The 21802-nt window shown below is 66.6% G+C and carries 12 protein-coding genes and 1 pseudogene; 8 read left to right on the top strand and 5 right to left on the bottom strand.

The window, feature by feature from the left end:
* Positions 1–42 precede the first annotated feature (42 nt).
* On the bottom strand, positions 43–1662 hold the full coding sequence (locus KF833_01735) for a fucose isomerase (GenBank protein ID MBX3744007.1): 1620 nt from the start codon (positions 1660–1662) through the stop codon (positions 43–45).
* 142 nt (positions 1663–1804) lie between these two features.
* Between KF833_01735 and KF833_01730 the strand changes: the two genes are divergently transcribed.
* The 6 genes from KF833_01730 to KF833_01705 all read left to right on the top strand — a co-directional run bounded on the left by KF833_01730 (position 1805) and on the right by KF833_01705 (position 9892).
* Positions 1805–2353, top strand: a complete 549-nt coding sequence (locus KF833_01730; GenBank protein ID MBX3744006.1) for an RNA polymerase sigma factor — start codon at positions 1805–1807, stop codon at positions 2351–2353.
* 12 nt (positions 2354–2365) lie between these two features.
* Entirely contained in the window at positions 2366–3598 is a 1233-nt protein-coding gene (locus KF833_01725; protein MBX3744005.1) for a hypothetical protein, read from the top strand.
* Positions 3599–3842: 244 nt separating this feature from the next.
* Positions 3843–4658 carry a type II secretion system protein gene (locus tag KF833_01720; protein ID MBX3744004.1) on the top strand — a complete coding sequence of 272 codons (816 nt, stop codon included), beginning with the start codon at positions 3843–3845 and terminating at the stop codon, positions 4656–4658.
* Between the two features lie 37 nt (positions 4659–4695).
* Positions 4696–5298 (top strand): hypothetical protein, encoded by a 603-nt coding sequence (locus KF833_01715; protein MBX3744003.1) that lies wholly within the window; start codon positions 4696–4698, stop codon positions 5296–5298.
* Between the two features lie 163 nt (positions 5299–5461).
* Complete coding sequence (locus tag KF833_01710) at positions 5462–6913, top strand: delta-60 repeat domain-containing protein (protein MBX3744002.1); 1452 nt, start codon at positions 5462–5464, stop codon at positions 6911–6913.
* 216 nt (positions 6914–7129) lie between these two features.
* Positions 7130–9892 carry a LamG domain-containing protein gene (locus KF833_01705; GenBank protein MBX3744001.1) on the top strand — a complete coding sequence of 921 codons (2763 nt, stop codon included), beginning with the start codon at positions 7130–7132 and terminating at the stop codon, positions 9890–9892.
* Positions 9893–10520: 628 nt separating this feature from the next.
* On the opposite strand, the gene KF833_01700 is transcribed toward KF833_01705, so the two are convergent.
* The gene (locus KF833_01700; protein MBX3744000.1) at positions 10521–10733 is read right to left on the bottom strand and encodes a hypothetical protein; all 213 of its coding nucleotides are present in this window, start codon (positions 10731–10733) and stop codon (positions 10521–10523) included.
* A gap of 390 nt (positions 10734–11123) precedes the next feature.
* Complete coding sequence (locus KF833_01695) at positions 11124–11372, bottom strand: hypothetical protein (GenBank protein MBX3743999.1); 249 nt, start codon at positions 11370–11372, stop codon at positions 11124–11126.
* A gap of 90 nt (positions 11373–11462) precedes the next feature.
* Between KF833_01695 and KF833_01690 the strand changes: the two genes are divergently transcribed.
* Both KF833_01690 and KF833_01685 read left to right on the top strand, forming a co-directional pair.
* Complete coding sequence (locus KF833_01690; GenBank protein MBX3743998.1) at positions 11463–11600, top strand: hypothetical protein; 138 nt, start codon at positions 11463–11465, stop codon at positions 11598–11600.
* A 187-nt stretch (positions 11601–11787) separates the two neighbouring features.
* Positions 11788–12294 (top strand): class I SAM-dependent methyltransferase, encoded by a 507-nt coding sequence (locus KF833_01685; protein MBX3743997.1) that lies wholly within the window; start codon positions 11788–11790, stop codon positions 12292–12294.
* Between the two features lie 2757 nt (positions 12295–15051).
* Here KF833_01685 and KF833_01680 read toward each other — a convergent pair.
* A pseudogene (locus KF833_01680) lies at positions 15052–16266 on the bottom strand (serine/threonine protein kinase).
* Between the two features lie 112 nt (positions 16267–16378).
* Positions 16379–21799 (bottom strand): hypothetical protein, encoded by a 5421-nt coding sequence (locus tag KF833_01675; protein ID MBX3743996.1) that lies wholly within the window; start codon positions 21797–21799, stop codon positions 16379–16381.
* Positions 21800–21802: the final 3 nt, after the last annotated feature.

Here is a 21802-nt window from a genome sequence, read left to right as displayed (position 1 = left end):
CAGATCAAGCCAGCGCGCCCGACCGTCTTGCATGGCTACGGCTCAGACCTCACCGCAGAGATGGACCTGCAGGCCCAGCTCGGAGAGGGCGGCGGCCTTGATGCGGCAGGCGCGATGGACCTGCCGTTCATTGGGCGCATACACCACCTGGATGTGGTTCGCGGGATGCCGCGCCATCATCTGGTCGCGGGTGATGCCCTGCAGGACGGCATGCATGATCGGCCATTGCGGGGTGGTCTCGCGCCAGCGCCTGGCCGTTTCCTTTTCCGGCAACCGCACCACCTCGGCCACCCCGAGATCCGCCTGCAGGCGGTTGTCCTTCACGAAGACCCGGCTCCACACCACCCAGCCGGGCTTGCTCACCCCCTTGAGCGTCCCGCCCCCCAACCGGAAATACATCGGCGGCTGCCGTTCGCTGCTCGCCCCCTTCCAGCCGCCCGTGAAATGCGCCGGCGGCGCCGCGCCCGAGATCAGGAACACCCAGACATAGGCATCCACGCCCGCCCCCCGGAACGCCTGGCCCCACCGCAGGTCGTGCAGCGTGTTCTCCGGTGCGAACCCGAGTTCCCGCCACAACCGGTACGTCACCAGCCCGTCCAGGCCCGCGCACTCGTCCACTTCGTTGAAGTGCGGCAGCGCCTCGCCCGGATACAGAACCCGCCCGTCCGCCGACCGCACCGGCGGTCGATCGACGTTGTTGAGCGTGCCTTCGACAAGGTCGCTGGCCGGGGCGAGATCCTTCAGCCCCTGCTGGTACTGAATCCCGATGGTGTCGCAGCCGAAGGCGTCGGCGAGGCGCAGGGCCGCGATGTACATCCGGCACTGGTCGAGCGTCTGGGCCTCCGTCAGTTCCGTCGCCTCGTCCCGCCCCCAGCGAAACGTCAGTCCCTTGCGCCGGTACCAGTCCAGCACCTCCCGCGCCTCCGCTTCGGTCACCTCCCGCATCGCGGCGTACAGCGTGGACTGGCTCAGGCGCTCCTTGAAGATCCCCGTCGGGTGCAGGAGTTCATCGGGAATGATGGCGTTGTACATCCCCATGCAGCCTTCATCGAACACGCCCATGATCGCCTTCCGCTGCCGAAAGACCCGCGCCCACGACCGCCCAAGGAACTCGTCCTCCGCCGGCAGTTTCACACGATCCAGATCCCGGACGTGCGAGGTGTCGTGCCGGACCCGCCCCGTCTCCAGCCACTGCCGCAGGCCGTCCCGGAAGAACCGGTCGGTGAAATCCTCGCTCCACAAGGTGCTGTACGGGACACCCGCCTTGGTGAGCGTACCGTTGAGATTCAGCATCCCCACCAGACCCGGCCACGTGCCGGACCAGTTGGCCACGGTCAGGATGGGACCGCGATGCGTGGTGAGCCCGGCCAGCACATGATGACTGTACTGCCACACGCTCTCCGCCACGATCAACGGGGACTCCGGATCCAGCGAACGAAACACCTCCAGCCCCATCTTCTGCGAATCGATGAAGCCGTGCCCGCGCGCCCGATCCACCGGGTGTCCGCGCACCGCCTTCCAACCCTCGGCCGCCAGTGCCCTCCCCAGCGCCTTCTCCATCTTCGCCTGTTCCGGCCAGCACAGCCGGTTGGCGGAGGAACGAAGATCGCCGCTGGCAATCACAGTCACGCGACGTCCCGTCCTCGAACCCGTGGTCTTCATCCCGGAACTCCAGAAGACCCCTGCCCGGAAATCAATCCCGCAGCTCGACCCCGGGCAGGCAAGAAAGTCTGGCCGATTCGCCCGCCGATTCCGACCAACACGCTGAAAGGTCCGCCGAATGGATTCCGATGAACAACACCGCATGTGGTGTCGCCAAGCCCTCCAGGGGGATCGCGACGCCGCGTCCCAACTCCTCCACGGGCACTACTCACGGATCTACGCCTATCTGCGCCGGTTGGCGGGCAACGACGCGGACGCCGCGGACCTCACCCAGGAAGTGTTTCGAAAGGTCTGGAAATCCCTGGAGCGTTATCGGGAAGCCTCGTCCATCAGCACCTGGATGCACCGGATCGCCTACCATACCTGGGTGGACTGGCTGCGCCGCCATCGACCGGCCACCCCCCGGTCCGAGCACTGGTGGCGGGAACTGCCGGGCGACCTCCCATCGCCGCTCCAGGCCGCCGCCACGGAGGAAAGCCTGCGCGCGCTGTGGGCGCAGGTGGACCGACTCCCGGAAGAGGAGCGGCAGGTCATTCACCTGCATTTCGGACAACAACTCACCCTGGTGGAATCGAGCGCGGTGATCGACATGCCATTGAGCACGCTGAAGCTGCGGCTTCGCTCCGCCCTCGATCGCCTCCGCCTGCGCCTGAAGGAACGCTCCGGCGACCCTGTAAACACACACCCTTGAAGCGAGGACTCCATGAACACTGACCACGACATCGAAACCCGGCTGCGCAACACACCTCCGCCCGAGCCACCCGCCGATTTGCTGACCCGGCTGGAGCGGGACATTAACGTGTCTCCGTCCTCCGGGGAAGCCATCGACGCACGGACGGGCAGCGCCACCCTCCCCATCTGGTGGCGTCGCCTCTGGCTGCCCGTCACCGGAATTGGCACCGCCACCGTGGTGCTGATTCTAGGCCTGGTTGTATTTCCCGGCGGAAGTGGACGTTCCATCGCCGCCGCCGGCGAGAACCTGAAGCGGGTCCAGTCCGTCCGGATTCTGACATACAACCGCTCAGGCCCGTCCCAGCCCGTCCTTCGGGACCGCTCGAAGCCGGTCAATGTCTGGCCGAACTTCAGTACCTCCCAGCATCCCGACAATCCGCTCGTGGCCACCGAAATCTGGTTCCGCACCGGGACCACTCCGTCCGGCAACGGGGAGATGGTCACCCTCCGCGAAACCGAGACCCTCTGGAATCGGGACAACTGGGAGCTGAGTGTCGATCGCACCACTGGAAACCGTCACTTCCGGTTGAACGCCCAGCCCCTCGACATCGACAGGCTGGCTTCGCCGGTCTTCGCGATCAGCGGACTTGTGTTCAGGGCGGCCTCCGACGTGGATGCCACGCACGCCGGTCCGGAACTCGATGTGTCCCACTGCTGGGTTGGCGAATACCGCCAGCCCGGAACCGAAATGGGCGGCAAACGCCCCAACTACCTGATGCGGGTCTGGCTGGACGAATCGGCATTCCTGGCGCGGAGGATCGAATGGTTCAGTGACGACTACACCCCCAACGCGGAACCGTGGATCTTCCAGGCCTACGAGTTCTACGACTTCGACCAGCCGCTTCCCGACGAACTGTTCGAATTCGAGATCACCGACGCTGACGTGGCGGCCCTGGGATTGACCCTTGCAGAACTGCAGGCGCTGTCCGTCAGGGCCTTCTCCGCGGAACTGACCGGGGAAGCGGGCGCTGAGTTCCACGGCACGATCCAGGACTCCCAGGGATCACGGACTTTCGCCGGCCAGATCCCGTTCGTCCTGGTCCACGATCCCGTCGGTCCGACCACCATCGAGATCCACTTCAAGGACGGCCAACAACACAGTGTCGGGATCCAGGTCAACGCCATGAGGATGATGACATCGGCATCAGGACTCCGTGCCGAAATTGGAGACGCCGGCATGGTCTCCGCGCAGTCGCTGCGTTGAAGCCGGGTCCGCGCCTGTGCGACGCACGGGCGACGAAACCCCAAGGCGGTTCAACTGAGGACTCGCGGAGCTCGTCCCTCCGATCTGCTGCCTCCTCACCCACGACTCCGGGATGCACCGAGCGTTGGCATCCGCGCACGATGCCTCTTGACGAGGCTCCAAGGATTACAGTATTCATCTATGCGACCCTCGATCCGCCGCCTTCCAACCGGGAAGGCTCCCAATGAACAGGAATGGATTCCTTATGAACAGGTTCGACCACGAGCACGAGACTGTGACGCGCCATGGCAGATGGGCTGGTTTCACCCTGATTGAATTGCTGGTGGTGATCGCCATCCTGGGAATCCTGGCGAGCATGCTGCTGCCCGCCCTGGCCAGGGGACCGGAGCGGGCCCGGGAAACACAGTGCCTCGGGAACCTGCGACAGATCGGGTTCGCCGCCCGCATGTTATGGGATGACCACGGCGGGAAGATGTTCCACTTCTCTGGCGGACGGGACCCCTCCGATCACTGCCTGCAAACCAATCACGGCTGGGCCAGGGACCGCAATCTGCATCCCTACCTTGGGACCTCCGAGGTCTATCGCTGCCCGGTGGATCGGGGCAAGATCAGCCAGGATTGCGTTGCTCATCCCGAAGCGACCCTGCTGCCGTCGTGCTGGGAGACCCGGGGATTCAGTTACGAACTCAATGGCGGCGTTCCCGCTGGACTGCGGACCCCCTTCACCCGCCACCGCGTCGCCCGACCGCTGATGGGCCTGGACGCGAGCGAAGTGCCCGATCCTGCGTCCATGATCCTCATGTACGAACCGCCCGCGGTGCCGCAGGTATGCCATCATCCCACACGGCATTTCCTTCCCCGATGGTATCAATGGCACCGCAACCGCGGGCAGACGGACTTTATGGATCCCCGGATGGCCCCGGCCCGGTTCTATTCCCCGGTCCTCTTCGTGGACGGCCACGCGGGTGTTTTTAACTTCTCGAGATCGCTCACCGCCGATCCCTATTTTCCGTTCGAGCAAACGCGGCATTGGACGTGGTACATTGCGGCTGCGGATTAGAGGCACGCGGGACCGCGCCGCTGCCGGCAGGAATCGGATGACACCCGGAGTCGATCCCATGGTGCAGGTGGTGCCCCTCCGTGCCTTCCAGGCGCTGGCCACAGCGCTGCTTGCATTGCCTCGTTCCCCCGGGGGCGACGCCGAATGCCCGGCTGGGCGCAGCCCCGTGGCGGAGGGCGAGTGCGTCCAGTGCGGCATGAAGGTCTCCGGCGAAGCCCTGATGGCCTTGACGGCCCCGCCTCCCGACGAGGGGCAGGACCCCAGGGTGGAACGTCTGCGGCAGGGGTACTGCGCCCGCAAGGGCTGCGAATCCTACTTCTACCGCCTGTCGTTCCGCCCGTGGCCCGGAGTCAACTGGCCGTCGGTCATCGCCCGGATCCACGATGAAGCAGGCGGCGCGGAGCGGAAGGACAATGCCGTACCCGCCGTCGTCCCCATGGTCCGCCGCCAGTTCCTCAGCCAGGCGGTCCTGCGCGGCGGCATCGCACTGGGCGCCCTGGCGGCCTTGTGGCTCGCCCGCCACTGGCACCGCGGCGGCCGCATTCCCTACCTTCGCGAGCCCGAACGATTCGAGGTCGATGTCCTGTCCGCGGAAGAACGGGAAGCCCTGGAGAGCTGGCGCGCCTACCGTCCACGATGATTCGGGACATCCCGATCCGCTCCAATCTGCGGACACACCCGTCTTCCGTTTAGACTCCTTGTGTAGTCATTATTTCATTGCCTTCCTCACCCGGCCCGGTTATCGGTGATGCGATGCTCCGCCGACCGGCCTTCCAACCGGCGGCGCGCCGGGAGAAAACCACATGAAATCCATCCATTGCGGCCCTTTCGTCCCGATCCTGGTTTTAGGACGGGCAGCCCTTATCCTTGCGGCGGTGGCCGGCGGCGGCGCGCTGATCGCCGCCCCCCCACCCGCATCGCCGGATCCCGCCTTCCGTGCGGGACTCGCCGACGGCCTCAATGTCTCGTCGGTTGCGAGCCTGGCGCTCCAGGGCGACGGGAAGCTGCTGATTGCGGGATCCTTGAAGGGCGGTCCGGACCTTCCCAACCCGAGCCTTGCGCGGTTGCTCGCGGACGGTCGCTTCGACCCTGCGTTCAATCCTCCTGGGGACCCGATGTCGGTCAGGGCCGTGACCGGACTGCGGGATGGAAGAATTCTGATCGCGGGATCCTTTCGCATCACCGATGGCGTGAACGCCCGCACCAATCGCGCGCGCCTGCTCGCCGACGGATCCTTGGACGCGTCGTTTGACGCTGGCCCAGGGCCCGCCGCGGCGCACCTGCTTGAACTGGACGACGGAAGGATCCTTGTTGCAGGGACCTCGGTATCCACTTCCGAAGGAGTGAAGTCCGCCATCGTCCGACTGCACGAGGATGGCCGCCTGGATGAGGAGTACGCGACGACTCCGGTCGAGGGCCAGGTCACTGCGATCGCGAAGGGAATCGGCGGCGAACTCTACCTCCTGGGAACGTTTTATGAGCCCGTCTTCCCGGTGCGCCCCAAGCTGATCCTTCGACTCCGAGAGGACGGCAGCCTGGACCCTTCCTTTCAGGAGCCGGATTTCCTGGTGGGAAGCCGCGCGATGGTGAGCACCCCCGAGGGTGGGGTGATCGTTTCGTCGAGTGATGGGATGGGCCCTTCGGGTGATGTGGAGATCGCAGTGATCCGACTGCACCGCGACGGCACAAGAGATCCCGAGTACCGCCCCAGAGTGCTTGGCAGAGTAACCTTCATCCTGCCAGACGGGGGCGTCCCCAATCCGCCGTCCATCCAGTGCATGGTGGGCCAGCCCGATGGTCGGTTGCTGATCGCGGGCAAGTTCGATCGTGTCAATGGCATCCGCAGGAACAACGTGGCACGCCTCAATCCGGACGGCAGTCTCGACACCACGTTCGACCCGGGAGTCGGCCCCGTCTCCTCGGGTGACCCGATCTCCTACCTGGTGACCTCGGCGTTGCTGGCCCGGAATGGAGGCATCTACCTCGCCGGGCCTTTCAGCAGGTACAATGGACAGGCGCTGGCGGGACTTGTCCGCCTTCAGGGCGATCCCTTGCCCCGCATGGAGTCGAGACGCGGCGAGGCCGGTCAGGTCGTCGCGGTCTGGATCGGAAGCCCAGGCGAGTCCGTGGAGTTCCTGCTGTCCCCGGATCTGCTTTCATGGACACCCTGGACGACGGCCACCAACGAGACCGGCATCGTCGCGGTGCCGCTTCCCTCGACAGGCGTGGGATTCCTGCGGGGTTGGACCCGCTGAAGGGGTCTCCGGGGCAAAGGCGCAACCGGATTGCGGGAATGTGGAACCGCCTTCCGGTTCGATTCCGAGTGCGACCCCGACGACGGCGGCTGATTCGGCTGATTCGGCTTGCCGTTGCCCCCGCAATGCGGCACCACTCGCTCCTCGCCGGTCAACAGGCCACTCCCGCCCCGGTCATGCGATTGAGGGTCTGGGAATGGCGCCACTTCCACCACCATGACGAACCACCCCTCCCGCCCTTGGATTCCGGTCCTGGCCGTCCTTGCCGGTCTGACGTCCGTCCAGGCTGATTATCCCAGTACGGTCCAGAGCGACCAACCGCTGGCCTACTACCAACTCGACGACGACACCTCGCGCGACGGGGTCAACCGGAATGCGGGGAGTGTCGGGGCGTCGGGCGATGCGACGCAGGATCTCGGCCGGGTGCATTCGATCCCGGGCGCGATCGTCGGCGACGGCAATCGGGCCGTCTTCTTCGATGGCACGTCGCGCACCCAGGTCCCGTGGAACGCGGCGATGAATCCCGCCCGGACCGAGCCCTTCACGGTGGAGGCCTGGTTCAAACCTTCCAGTGATCAGGCGGTCCCGGGACAGGCGCCGCTGAGCAATCGCTACGCCTACCCGGGTGCGGACCGGACGGGATGGGTCTATTTCCAGCGCAAACCCAACGCCGACCACGCGGAGAGCGAGCCGGTCGGATGGAACTTCCGGATGTTCCGGGGGAGCGGTTCCAGCGCCGGCATGGACATCACCAGCGGCGTCCCATACGAGCTTGGAAAGTGGACGCACGTGGTGGTGGTCTATGATCCCGCCGATGCCCTGAACGCCACGCTGAGGATCTACGTGGATGGCCAGGAAGCCAATATGGCGGAGTGGACGGGTGGCGCCGATGGCGAGACGCCCGGGTACGCCTCGAACACGTCGGGAAATGATCCGTCCCAGGCGGTCTTCGGCGATGCCGCACTTTCGCTCGGCAGCTACAACAACACGGACGGCACCAGCCTCAATCCGTACTTCGGCGGGATCGATGAGTTCGCCTTTTATTCGGCCAGACTCACGCCGGAGCAGATTCTCGAGCACTACCAGAACGCCACCAACGTCAACCGGACCGTCTCCTACGACGCCCTGATCCGATCCCGCAACCCGGCGGTGTACCTGCGCCTCGACGAGATCACCGACGGTCCGGATGTGTCGGTCAATCTCGGAGAGGCGCGAAGCGCCGGCATCGCCACCCACCAGCCCGAAGGAGTTCGTCGTCCGGCCGCATCGCCCCTGGCCGGGGACACCACGGCCGGGTCAGTGGCCTACAATTTCCGGAATTCCCGCCGAACGGTCACCACCGTTCCGTTCCATGAGCTGAACAATCCCGAGGCCGGGCTTCCCTTCGCGGTCGAGTTGTGGATCCGGCCGATGAGCGACCGGCAGGGAGGCCAGTGTCCGCTCAACAACCGCTACGTGCGCGGCACCGGCCGCACCGGTTGGGTCATCTTCCAGCGCAATCCCAACCTCTCCTATCCCCCCTCGGAGGGGCATGGCTGGAATTTCCGCATGTTCACCGGCCAGGGCGGTAGCGGTCAGGATGTCGTGACCGGCGTGGATTACGTCGTCGGGGAATGGCAACATCTCGTCTTCACGTGGGAACCGATCGCCTACGTGGACAGTCCCGGCGGCAATGACCAGTGGGAAGGCACGCTTTCCGCCTATGTGAACGGGGAACTGGCCGACCAGCAGATCCGCCTTTACGCCGCCAACCGCAATCCTCCCGAGGATTTCGACGAACCGTCCGACCTCGGCATCGGCGCCTACAACGCGGCCTCCGGCCTTGGCGACAACCCGTTCGAAGGCGACATCGCCGAACTGGTCATCTACAACGACTACGTCCCGTCCCTCGAGCAGATCCGCGCCCACTACCAGGCGGGTGTCAACGCTGACCTGGGCCGCAACTACCCTAGCCTCGTCCTGTCCACGCCGTTTGCCGGGAAGCTCGAGGAGACCGGGGGGCCGGTGACGCAGCGTCAGGGTCCGGCCACCTACCTGCGCTTCAACGACACCGCGCAGTATCCGCTGGCCAACAGCGGCACGCTCGGAAAGGTCGCCGATGGCAGTGCGGTCCTGACCGCCAACACCGCGCCGGGCCCGCGTCCGCCGGCCTTCCCTGGATTCGCCGGGTCCAACACGGGGCTTGCCCTCAACGGGACCGACCAGTGGGCCAGTTTCAACCATCCGTCCGGCCTCGACTTCGAGGGTCAAATCACCTTGCAGGCCTGGGTCCGGCCCGAGGCCACGCAGGGCGAGCGGGCCCGCATTCTCTCCCATGGTCCGCAGACCCCGAGCGCCTTCCTCAGCCGGTTTCTGGACTACACGGAGGATCCTTTCGAGGACGCCCTGGTCAACACCACGGAGGTCTTTCTCGCCATCGAGGACGGCACCTACACGGTGGGTTCCCGGACCTCGACCGTCGATCCCTCCCTGGCTCCGGCGGAGCTTCCGGTCATCGCAAGTCACGTCGCCGCGTTCCCCGTTCCCTCATCCGATCTGGGCGGCGACCAGTGGGTGCATCTGGCGGGAAGCTACGACGGCACGCATTGGAGGCTCTATCGGAATGGTGTCGAAGTGGCCAGCGCGGCCTCCGGCACCGGGGCGTTGCGGGTGCCGCGGGGCGACTGGGCGATCGGCAGTTCGGGCAACGGCTGGGCCGATCATTTCGCGGGCGGCATCGACGAGGTGGCCATCTACAACCGTGCGTTGAGCCCGGCCCGCATTCTGGCCCACTACCAGGCCGCCACCCAGGCGGGCACCCCGGAGATCCGCATCACCATCGCCCGGGACGCCAACGGGGTCGTTCTCACCTGGCCCGCGGGCGCGGTGCTTCAGAGCGCCGGCTCCGTCACCGGACCCTTCGTGGACGTCCCGGGCTCGCCGGCCTCGCCCCACAGCGTCGCGTTTGGAGAGACGACGTTCTATCGCGCCCGGCAGTAGTGGGTCGCTCGACACCGATACTTGCATCGGCGTAGCCCGCGAGGGACCGCCCATGGTTCAGCGGCCGGCCACAACGCCGGCGCACTATCGCGTTGAAGACCTCGGTCAAACGGTCCAGCTCATCGCCGGAGCCTGAACGGGGCAACCTCTCGGTCAGGTTGTCCCAATCCACACGTTCCGCGGCTTGCGTGAGGGAGGTCACGGTGAAAGCGGGCTGGATGTCGCTGGGCCGCCTGGACCCCACCGCCCCCCTGCGGGGTTGGAGCCAACTGGCGTCCGACGTCGCCAGCGTGCCGCCGACCGAGGAGGATCCCGCACCCACCGGAGTGCTTGTTGTGGGTCATCGGCACCTGGCCAGCACCCTTGCCTTCTACCTGCCGGGACAACCTCGGGTCCTTCTGCACAATCCCACCCCCGGGGCAGGTGCGTTCCCAGTACGACTTCTGGTCCGGTCTGCCGATCCAACCCGAGACGGACTTCTGGATCGTGGTCCTTGGCGCGGTTCGCGGCCTCCTTGCTGGCGATGATGTCGTCGGGATGGCAGACGGGGAACCCCTCGACCATTACCCGCCGTTGCCAGGCATCGGCAAACCGTTCGATGCCGTCGGGCGCGAAGATGAGGTCCAGGTCAAACGCGCCCATAACCGAGCCAGTTGGGTAGGTTCTCGGCGCACCAGCGGCGGTGGTCCTCCAGGCTCTCGAACCAGCGATACCGTGCTTCATCCAGCACCGGCTTCGTCGTGCGGACGAACGCGTAACGGAGGCGCTGCCGCAAGGGCCGGCGCGCGGCGGCCTCAACGTCAGCCAGCCATTCGGCGGGGATCACCGGTGCCTCGTCCACGGCCCCAACGGTAGGCCTGAACACCGAACACTGAACACCGGATATTTTCGTCCCACAGCCATGAACGACCTTCGCATCGCCCTCCGCCAGTTGCTCAAGAACCCCGGCTTCACCGCCGTGGCCGCACCTACCTTGGAAAACGCCTGTCGAACTCCTGGTGGTCGCCGATCCACGTCCAGATCCATGCGTCCTCACCGCGGAAAGCCACCGCCCGATAGTCGAGGGTTACGCGAACCGACCAAAAGCGTGGATCATTGCGAAGGCGCTCGAGACGGAGACTTGGGTGGGCAGGATTCTCGCGGAACCGTTGATAGGCCCTCCGGGCGGCAAGCCGAATCGCTAGCGGCAGATGGCGATAGAGAACCCAGAACTGGGCGGTGCCGCGCGAACTCACGAGATTCGCTCGAAGTCCGCCTCTGTGATCTCTGGGAAAGCCTCCGGGTTTCGTCGCAACTCGGCTTCCATCTCGTCACCGAGGGCCGACAGGGCCGGACGCGGACGGGGATCGTGAATGATTCGTTCCCACTTCGCATCTCCGTTCAACTCGGGCACCAGCCCTGGCAAATCCTCCGCCAACTGGCGCCGCTCTTCGGGCGAGAGCGAGCGGATGGCCGCTTCGATTTCCTGAACCGTACTCACGGTGGGACAATACCGCGCCGCCCCAGCGCCTACAAGATCCCCATGCACGTCTGATCAGGACCACTGACGACAAACAACAAACCGCGAACCATGAACGATTTAAAGTACGCCTTCCGCCAGTTGGTGAAGAAGCCCGGCTTCACCGCCGTGGCCGTGCTCGCGCTCGCGCTCGGCATCGGGGTTTGCTGCTGGGAATCGGGACCGGCCTGCTCGCCCCACTCGGGCTGACTCGCGTGATTCGAAACCTGCTCTACGGAGTTGCGCCCACCGACCCGCTGACACTCGGTGCGGTGGCCTGCCACTTGATTCGCGTGGCCCTGCTCGCGTGCTGGCTGCCCGCCCGTCGTGCGGCAAAGGTCGATCGGATGGTGGCGCTGAGGAGTGAATGATGGGGAACCGTGAAGACCGCTGAACCATGAAGACACCTTCATCAGCCCCAACCGTGGACTGCGAGCCGTTGCATCCGCTCTCTTCGACACTCGGATCGATGCCAATGAACATGGATGGTTCCAATGGATATGAAGGGATCGCGGGCATCTACATCGCCGGACGTGGAACCCGAGCCCGAGTCGGCGATTCGGTCGGCGCCGCCACCGTCCGGGCGTGGGCCCAAGCCTTTCGCCCGGGAGCGACGGTCCTCGACCTCGGCTCAGGCCCTGGTGAACCGAGCACGCGCATCCTGCGGGAGGCCGGCCTTGCGACCTACGCCGTCGATGCATCACCGACGATGGTCGCGGCATTCCGCGAGCGCTTCCCGGGCGTGCCGATCGAACAAAACACGGTCGAAGCGTCCGGGTTCTTCGACCGGACCTTCGATGGCGTGCTTGCCTGGGGGCTCCTGTTCTTGCTCCAGCCGGCCGCTCAAGCGCTTGTCATCGAGAAGGTGGCGCGCGCGCTCAACTCATCGGCAGGCGCATCGTGATCAACAACCATCCGTTCACAATTGTCGGGATGGGCAGGCGAGACGTGTTCCAATCGGAGATTCAAGGCCGTTGAAGCGGCGGAAGACAATCGCTCCCCGGGCGGCGCTCCCGCGGAGTGCCGGGACGCCTTATGGCGCCGCTTCTCCGTCCGATGAATCCAGCAGCGACCGGGCTTCCTCGTGGGCCAGCCAGAGGACGATCTGGTCGCGATCGGCCCTTCCCAAGGGGAGGGTTCGGTCGGCCGGCGGGCGCGGGGTCAGGCGGGCGGTCATTGTGTCCAGAAGGCGGTTGGCCTCGGCGGTGCGTCCCTGAAGAGCGTAGCGGATGACCTGGTACAGGTTGGCCGTGGTGGCCAGGGGTTCGTGGGGCAGGTCGGGCCGTTCGGTGATGCGCGCCGCCGCGACCAGGGCGGCATCAGCCGCGGAGTCGTTAGTGTTCCGCAGTTCGGCCATGCCCAGCGCGAGTTGATGCCACGGCTGATGCGCGTCGGCAGCGCCCAGTTCCACGGCCTGGCGTGCCAGCGCGACGGCGGCGGCGCGCACGGACGCCGGGGCACCGGGCTGCAGGCTGGCGGCCTTCGCCACGGCCTCCCGTTCCCAGTAACGCAGGGCGTCATTTCCCGCCGCCCACTGGAGCAGGCGATCCCGCGTGACGCTGTAGGCGGCGGCATCCCCGGTCCAGAGATGGAGCGCGGCGAGGGTCAGGCCCGCCTGGGCGTCCGGAGGATGGGTCCCGAAATCCTCCTCCAGAAGGCGTTGGCGGATTTCCGCGCGGCGCGCGCGAAGCGTTTCGTCATAGGGCGGTTGCAGGAGCGCCGCTGCTTCCCGGTACGCCAGCCAGGCGATGACGTCATTCTGGTTCTCGCCGTCCCGGAAGGGATTGCTCGTGCCGGCTGGCGGGGTCTTCATGGCGGCTTCCCCTTCGAGAAAACGTTCCAGCGCCTCTTCGATCCGGCCCTGTCGATGGAGACCCAGGGCGCGGTACAACCGTGCGGTGGCGCGGATGCGGGCCCGGGGATTCGCCGAGTAGGACGAGGCGCCCTGCTCTGCGGCGAGGAAGGTATCCTCCGCGTCGGCAAGCCGTCCGGCGCGATGTTCGACCATGCCCAGGCTCAGCAGGAACCAGGGGCGGAGTTCGTGTCCGGCCCCCTGGGCCACGGCGCGCCGGGCGAGGGTGAGCGCCTTCTCGGAGGCCGCCGGGCTGGCGTGGGGTCGCAGGCTGGAGAGCTTGGCCATCCTTTCGCCGTTGATGAAGTTGGTGTCGCCCATGGCCCAGTCGAGGAGCCGTCCGCGCCATCGCTCATAGGCTTCCGTTTCACCGAACCAAAGCTGGAGCGTGGCCAGATCCTGGGCGGCGATCGTGTCGAAGCCAGGGTTCCCGATACCGGCTTCGAGCGCCTCCCCGGCCTCCAGAAGTCGGCCGGCACGAAGACAGGTCTCGATCACAGCCTTCCGCAGGGTCGCGAGGTGGGGATTGTCCGGCTGGTGTCGGTGAAGGACATCGCGGGCTTCGCCCCGCATGCGGATCGCGTCGTCCCACCGGCCCACGCGTGCGTAGACTTCGGCCATGCGGATCATGACGCTCAAGCTGGCGATTTCCCCCTGGACTTTCCGGAGCCCGGGAAGGCTCTCCTCATACACGCGGAGGGACTCTTCAAACCGGGAGCCGTAGCTGTAGAAGTCAGCGAGGATCAGTTGGTCTCGCAGGACTGTCGGGTGATCCTCGCCGAGGGTTTTCCGACGAAGGACGACGGCGTCCTCCCAGGTGCGGATGCCTGCTTCGATGTTGCCGGCTGCGGCCTGAAGGCGCGCCTGGTTGATCATCCAGTCGATCGTCGCCTGGTGCTCCGGTCCATACACCTTGCGCGACAGCTCCACGGTTTCCCGGGCCAGTTGAAGCGCGTCGCCAGACTGTGTGTAAACCGTCAGATCCCCCAGCAGCCGGATGGTGTCCACATTCTCATCCCCCTTCTCCCTGCGGAACTCGTCGAGCATTTCCCGCAGCAGGGACTCCACCTCGGCGCTCCGCGTTCCCGATCTCCAGAACTCGTGCCAGCCCAGGGCCACGCGCACTTCGCGGGTCTGCAAGTGATCCGGACCCAGTTGCCGGCGATATGCCTCGAGCACCACGGACAGGAGCCGGATGGCTTCGTCACGGCGGTCAGCGAAGTGGCGATAGGAATCCGCCAGGGCGACCATGCTCTTCAGGGTCAACGGATGCTCCGAACCCAGGAGCCGGGTATGCCGTTCCAGCAGCTCCTCCCGCAATCGCATCGCCTCGCTCTCAGCTCCCGAGGAGTGCAGCGTACCGGCCCAGAACACCATGGCCTTGAGGCTGTTCGTGGGATCGTGGTCTTCGGTGGCTCGATGATGTTCGACAACCTTGCGCATCAGCGCCTCGGCTTCCGGGAAGAAACTCAGCCCCATGTACGTCTCCGCCAAAGCGGTCTGCAGAAGGGCGAGGCGCTCCGGTTGTCCCGCCAGCTCCGTCTCGAGCCGCCGCGCGGCCCCCGCCAGCGTCTCGGCCACCGTGATCGTCCGGCCGTCCCGGCCAGGGTCCGGACTGCGGAACACATCGCTCAGGAACTGCACCAGCGCCTCGGCTTCCTCCCTCGCGGCGCGCTCCGCCTGCGCCCGGGCCAGGGCTTCCTCCTGGGCCGACCGGGCGACATCGGCAGCCCGCCCCGCCTTCCGCGCCTGCCACCCGCTGAAGACAGTGGCGGTCATGAGCACGGCGACAACGAGGCCGGCAACGGCGAAGGCGCCCTTGTTGCGCTGAAACGCCTTCTGCATGCGGTAGGCCGTGCTCGGCGGCCGGGCCACGACCGGCTCGTTGCCCAGGTGCCGCTGGAGGTCTGCCGCAAGGCCGTTCGCGGTCTCGTAACGCCGCGTCCGGTCCTTCTCCAGGCACTTCATGGTGATCCAGTCCAGGTCCCCCTTAAGCTGGCGCACGAGCTTCGGCGCCTCCGTCGATCGCCGCTTCGCCGCGGTGCTCAGGTCCTCGCCCTGCAAGGTCGCCAGCTTCGTGCTCGGCCGTGACGGTTCCTGTTCCCGGATGATCTTCCGCATCGCGTCCACGCCGGCCGACAGCAGGGTCCTGGCCTCGAACGGGGTCGTGCCCGAGAGCAGTTCGTACAGCAGCACCCCCAGACTGTAGATGTCGCTGCGCGTGTCGATGTCCAGGCTCGTCATCTCCGCCTGTTCCGGCGACATGTACGCCGGAGTTCCGATGAACTGGTGCAGGTGCGTGTAGATCGTCGCCTCGGTGAGTCTTCCTTCGGTGGCCTTGGCGATGCCGAAGTCGATCACCTTGGGCACGGCCACCCCGTCGTTGACGGTGACCAGGATGTTCGAGGGTTTGATGTCGCGGTGGATGATGCCCTTCTGGTGCGCGTGCTGGATGGCGTGGCAGACCTTGATGAACAGGGCGAGGCGGTCCCGCGTGCTGAGCCGGTTCCCGTCGCAGTACTCCGTGATGGGAATGCCACGGACCAGTTCCATCACGAAGAACGGCCGGCCCTGGGCGGTGGCGCCGGCATCGAGCACCCTGGCGATGTTGGGGTGGTCCATCAGCGCCAGGGCCTGGCGTTCGGCTTCGAAGCGGGCCACCACGGACTTGGTGTCCATGCCCAGCTTGATCACCTTGAGTGCAACCCGGCGGCGCACCGGCTCGGTCTGCTCGGCGACATAGACCACCCCGCAACCGCCCTCACCGACACGTTCGAGGAGTTTGTAGCGGCCGATGACCTCACCCGGTTGTTCACCGGACATGCCTGTCGGGGAACCGGCCAGCGTGCGCGGGAGCTGAGGCAGGAAGGCGGCGGTGGCCGCGTGCACGGCGAGCAACCGTTCGAGCCGTTCCCGCAGTGCCGCGTCGCCGGCGCACTCGCGGTCGAGAAACGCGGCGCGCTCCGCGCCTTCGAGATCCAGCGCCTGACCGAAGAGCGTTCGTTCGCGCAGGTGCGGATCCATGACGGTGACAGCAAGTGGAAGTGGGAGATCGGCTGGAAGATGCGGGTCCCGGCGGCCACACGGGTTTCGCCGCCGGGACCCGCGCCCCGGCACTGACCGGAGCAAAGGGAGGTCAGGGATGCACGAGTTGGAAGTAACCGGTGGGAGCGGGGGACTCGATCGTTGCCCGCACCTCTCCACCCACCTGGACGGTCGGACCCGTCAGATCCCGCCAGGGGGTCTCGGGCGCCACCGTTTCCCGGTGCTGCAGGCGCAGTCCGTCCAGGCCGGCCGGCCATGCCAGCTCGATCCGGGATCCGCTCAGGCGCATCGCCGGGGTCGGGGGATGCACAAACACGGTCCACTCGACGCTGGCCGGCAGGTGCGCCCCATCCCCGGCCTGTTCCCCGCGCAGGGTGACCGGACCCAGTCCTGTAACGACCAGGGATTGGTTGTCGATGCGCGCCGGTCCGCCGGCCACGGTGAGGGATACCGGAAGTCCGCTTGGGCTGGATGCGTGGAAGGCCAGCGGCGTCCCCGGAAAGGGAAGGCGCCCGGGCAGGCCCAGGTGGAGAGGCTGTGGCGCGAGAAGGTGCGCCTCGAAGATCTCCAGCAGATCGGATCCGAGCACGTACACGAACTCCCCGGAGACGTCCACATCCCATGCTCCCCCGGTACGGAACCCACCCAGCAACACCGGTTGATGGGGCTGACTCAGATCCAGGAGTTGCACTCCCGCGCCGATGCCGGTGCTTCCGAACACATAGCCGATGGACCCGACGACCCGCATTCCGCGCGCACCCATGAGGTTCAATTCCCTCATCCGAACCGGACGGGTGGGATCGCTCACATCGAAAACTTCGATCTGCGACGTGGCATTCTCACCGAAACCCGATTGGCTGGTGACGTAGGCCGTGGTCCCCACGATTTCCACGTGACTGCCCCAGCCCACCAGATCATGGCCTCCCAGACGCACAGGCCGGGTGGGATCGCTGACATCAAACACCTCGAAGCGGCGGTAGCTGTCGAGAAGGTACGCCCGATCGCCGACCACCCGGAGGGCGGCGCTGCTGCGGTCCAGCGAACCGACCCCCACCGGATTGGCAGGGTCGCTCGCATCCACGACGGTCGTTGCCGGCCAGCCGGCGACATAAACAAAGTTGCCCGAGACACTCACCCGGGAGGCCGAGCTGATTGCCAGGCGCCCCAGCACCACCGGATTCGCCGGCTGGGTCACATCCACAATGTGCAGGCCGCCATCCACAATCCCATCCTGGGTGTCGATGCCATAGTCCACCACGTACGCCCGGTTCCCGACGACCTCCAGGTCCTCGATCCGACGCCCGGGCAATTTCAGATCGCCCACCAGGAGCGGACGCCCGACGTTGCCGACATCGACGACCCTCAGGCCGCCGCCCTCGAGTCGGCCCGGCCCGGCAAACGGATCGTCGTAAGTCCAGGTTCCCTCGGCGGCGACGTAGGCATGGTTGCCGACGATCTGGAGGGCCCGGGCGCCGCCGCCCACCTCGATGATGTTCCGATGTTCGGCGGTGGCTCGTTGGAGTCCGAACCCGCGGACCTCGCGCACGGGAAGGTGGCGCGCATCGCCAGCCTGCTCGGCAACCACCTGAATGGCTCCGGGACCATGAGCCGTCAGCCAACCCTCCGACAGCGTCGCGGGTCCGGAGATCACCCGCAGGCTCACCGGAAGACCGCTGCTCGCGACTGCATCCAGGGGATAGGGGACATCCAATGCGGGGATCGCGCTCCCGATGCCGGTCCAGTGAAGGGTCTGGGGAAACCCGGTCTGCTGTTCGAGGACCAACACCCCCATCTCGCCAGCGCCGACATAGACCCGATCGCCCGCAACTTGCAGACCCTGACCCTGCAACCAGCCTCCCGTCCAAAAGTCGCCAACCAGCTTCGACTGCGCCGGCACACTGACGTCCACGACCATCACCCGTCCGTTGGGGTCGGCCATGAAGACGCGGCGCCCTGAGACATCCAGGGCATACGCGCCGTTGTCGAGATTCGGGGGTTGGAAGTGGCCCGCCACCATGGGCCGGGTTGGATCGCTGACATCGACCACCCACAATCCGGCGCTGTTCCCATCATCGGGTCCGATGGCAGCCGAACGTCCCGTGGATACATAGGCGAAGTCGCCGGCCACCCGGACAGCGTAGGCCTGGCCCGGCAGGATCAGCGAGCCCACCCGGACCGGACGGGCAGGATTGCTGACGTCCAGCACGTACAGCGACGGCGTCGATGGTGATTGGCCGAAAGGGGCCCACCCCACCTCCGTGATGTAGGCGTGCCCGCCCGAGACATGCATGTCGGTCAGCAAGCCCAGGTGGGTTCCCAGGCTGAGGCTCCCTCGGCGCAGGGGCCGGGCCGGATCGCTGACGTCAAGGACCTGCAATCCGGACCCCTGGTAGGCCACATACGCGATGTTCTCGACCACTTGAACCCTGGAGGCCGCACCAACCGTGGTAAGCCCAGATAGGCGCACCATCCGCGTCGGGTCCCCGACATCGATCAGGTGAATTCCAACGCTCCCGGCTGCCAGGCAGGCGATGTTCCCCACCACATGGACCGCGGTCGGTTCGCCGGTGGTGCCCAGATTCCCGAGAAGCACCGGCTGAAGGGGATTGGACACATCGAACACCTGCAGTCCGCCGCCCTGCATCCGCTCGTTGACCCATGTTCCCTGGTTCACCGCGTAGGCCAACGGCCCGACCACTTGCAGATGCACCACCTGCCCGTCGGGTTCCGACCGGCCGAGGTTCGCCACGCTGACTTCGGCCACATTGAACAGGCGCGTCTCCCTCGCAGGCAGATACCTCGAGTCACCCTCTTGAACCGCGGTGATCCCCACCGTCCCGGAACTCGTGAGGGTCAGAGACCCCTCCCCGAGCGTGGCCGCGCCGGCCTCCACCCGCAGCGTTACGGGCAGCCGGCTGGTCGCTGTGACCCGCAAGGGATGGGGCACGCCAGGATCGAGGATCGGGCCCGTCGCACCTTCCCAGGTCAACACCTGGGGATAGCCTGTCCGGACTTCCACGACGCGGACCCCGGCGGCGGAATTGGCCACATACACACGGTCCCCCGCCCCATGGACCCCCACTGCCATGTCGCCCGTGTCGTGGAACCCGAGGCGCACCGGGTGAACAGGATCCCCGACATCCACCACTTGCAGCCCGGCCCGCTCGGTTGCGACGTAGGCGATCCCATCCACCACCTCGACGGCATGGGCGAAGGTCCGGCCCGGAATCCATGGCTGCCATGGCTGCGGGCCGGGTACTCCGTCCCTGAACAAGTCCAACCCGCCCCGCCGCACCGGCGTCGCCGGATCGCTCACGTCAACGATCTGCAACCCCGTGAGGCCCGTCGCCAGGTAGGCCAGCGTACCCACCACGTGAAGTCCGGTCACTTCCCCAAGACCGGTTAGCCCGCCCACGCGCACCGGGGTTGTGGGATCGCTCACGTCGACGATGTGCAACCCGAACGTCCCGGCCGCCACATAGGCACGATCGCCCGCCACCTGGACATCCAGGGCGGGTCCCACGTGAGTCGCCCTCCCGACACGCGTCGGCGCCGCCGGATCGCTCACATCGAGGATCTGCAACCGGCCTGCCTCGGTGGCGAGGTAGGCGAGATTGCCCACCACATCCACCTTGAGCGCCGTGCCGCCCGTGCTGAACGCGCCCAATCGAACGATCTGCGCCGGGTTGCCCACATCGAGGATCTGGAGGCCGGGCGTCCCGTTCGCCACATAGGCGCGATTGCCCACCACCTGCACATCCGTCGCCCTGCCCCCGGTCACGTGGAAACCCAGCCGCACCGGTCGGTCCGGATCGGTGACATCGAGCACCTGAATCCCTCCGGTGGCATCGGCCAGGTACGCCCGGTTGCCGACGACGTGGACGGCATGGGTCAGGTTCCGGGAGTCGTGTCCGCCCCGATGGGTCATGATCGATTGCCGCGCGTTGAAGGTCCGCGTCTCCCGCACCGGCGCGAAGGTGTTGTCTCCCGCCTGCCCGGCCGTCACCCCCACCGTCCCGGGACCGGTGATCGTGAGGACCCCATCGAGAATGGATCCGGGGCCGTAATCGACGCGCAGTTCGACCGGCAACCCGCTGCTCGCTGTCGCCTGGATCGGATGGGGCGTGTCGAGTTCCAGGATGGCCTCGCCGGCTCCGACCCAGGTGAGCCTCTGCGACTCCGCCACCCGAACACCGATGATCTCGAGGCTCCCATCGTTGCCCAACAGGTAGGCCCGGTCCGTCGCCCCGAACACACGTTCCACGCCGGTGCGGGCGAGGCTGCCCACCAGGACCGGGCGCGACGGCTGGGAGACATCGACCACCCGCAGGCCGTGCATCCAGTGGACACTGAAAGCGAGTGAGCCCGCCACGCCGACGTGGCCGCCAGTGCCATCTCCCAGATTGACGGCTCCGAGGAGCGCCGGACGGGCAGGGTGGCTCAAATCCAGGATCCGCAGTCCTCCGGCGTACTGGGACGCGCTTCCCTGTACCTGATACCCATGGTCCGCCACGAAGGCCAGGGTGCCGGCGATGTCCACGTTCGAGAAACCCACTTCGGCAGGGAACTGGCCCACCCGCTCCGGCCTCGCCGGATCCCTGACATCGACCACCGTCAGTCCGCCGTTCGAACGCGTCAGGTACGCCGTCGTTCCGTGGACTCTCACGCCAGAGGCTCCCGAACTTATATTGAAGAACCCGACCCGCACCGGCTGGGTCGGATCGGTCACGTCGAGGATCTCCAGTCCTCCCCCCGATAGGCCGGACGCCGTCCGGGTGGCCAGGTAGGCGTAGGCCCCGACCACGGTGATGTCGGCGCCGAAGGCGGCGGTCGTCACCGACCCTCGATTCACCGGGTTGCCCGGGTCGCTCACATCGATCACCCGCACCCCGCTGGCCCCGGTCTGAGTCGTCGGCGCATAGGTCACGAAGGCATGATGGCCCGAGACGTCGATCGCTCCCGGGGTCCAGCCGGCGGCACTCAGGCGGCCCAGCCGAACCGGAGCCGAAGGATCGCTGACATCCAGCACCTCCACTCCGCCTCCGACATTCGCCTGGCCATTCCACCTCGTGCCCAGTGCCACGTAGGCCAGGTTCCCAATCTCCTTCACGCCTCGGGGAGAGCCCGTAAAACTCACGGCGCCCAGTTCGGTAAGGACCGCCTCGGGGCCGTTGAAGGTCCGCGTCTCGCGCACCCCTGCATAGGTCGTGTCCCCGGCCTGCTCCGCCGTGACTCGAACGCTTCCGGGCCCGGTGACCGTGAGGGTCCCCTCTCCCAGCGTGGCGGGACCGGACTCGACCGAAAGGGTCACCGGCAGCCCGCTGCTGGCGGAGACCGCGAGCGGGTGCGGTATGCCCGTGGCAATGGTCCGGGAAGGAACCCCTGACCAGACGATGCTCTGAAGGGCGGTGCCCTGTCCGAGGGCGGAGGTTGCCAGTGCCCCGCTGACCAGGGCGAGGGCGAGGGAGATGGCGCGCCGCAGGAGGCGCGTGAGGATTCGATGGGTGTTCATGAC

It is taken from the genome of Verrucomicrobiia bacterium, from assembly GCA_019634625.1.
Taxonomy (GTDB): Bacteria; Verrucomicrobiota; Verrucomicrobiia; order Limisphaerales; family CAIMTB01; genus CAIMTB01.
This window is presented reverse-complemented; position numbering and strand designations above follow the sequence as displayed.

Excerpts from the sequence above, each read along its gene's own strand:
- KF833_01710 (MBX3744002.1), top strand. The coding sequence starts at position 5,462 with ATGAAATCCATCCATTGCGGCCCTTTCGTCCCGATCCTGGTTTTAGGA.
- KF833_01730 (MBX3744006.1), top strand. The coding sequence starts at position 1,805 with ATGTGGTGTCGCCAAGCCCTCCAGGGGGATCGCGACGCCGCGTCCCAA.
- KF833_01725 (MBX3744005.1), top strand. The coding sequence starts at position 2,366 with ATGAACACTGACCACGACATCGAAACCCGGCTGCGCAACACACCTCCG.
- KF833_01685 (MBX3743997.1), top strand. The coding sequence starts at position 11,788 with ATGAAGACACCTTCATCAGCCCCAACCGTGGACTGCGAGCCGTTGCAT.
- KF833_01705 (MBX3744001.1), top strand. The coding sequence starts at position 7,130 with ATGACGAACCACCCCTCCCGCCCTTGGATTCCGGTCCTGGCCGTCCTT.
- KF833_01720 (MBX3744004.1), top strand. The coding sequence starts at position 3,843 with ATGAACAGGTTCGACCACGAGCACGAGACTGTGACGCGCCATGGCAGA.
- KF833_01715 (MBX3744003.1), top strand. The coding sequence starts at position 4,696 with ATGACACCCGGAGTCGATCCCATGGTGCAGGTGGTGCCCCTCCGTGCC.
- KF833_01735 (MBX3744007.1), bottom strand. The coding sequence starts at position 1,662 with ATGAAGACCACGGGTTCGAGGACGGGACGTCGCGTGACTGTGATTGCC.
- KF833_01690 (MBX3743998.1), top strand. The coding sequence starts at position 11,463 with ATGAACGATTTAAAGTACGCCTTCCGCCAGTTGGTGAAGAAGCCCGGC.
- KF833_01675 (MBX3743996.1), bottom strand. The coding sequence starts at position 21,799 with ATGAACACCCATCGAATCCTCACGCGCCTCCTGCGGCGCGCCATCTCC.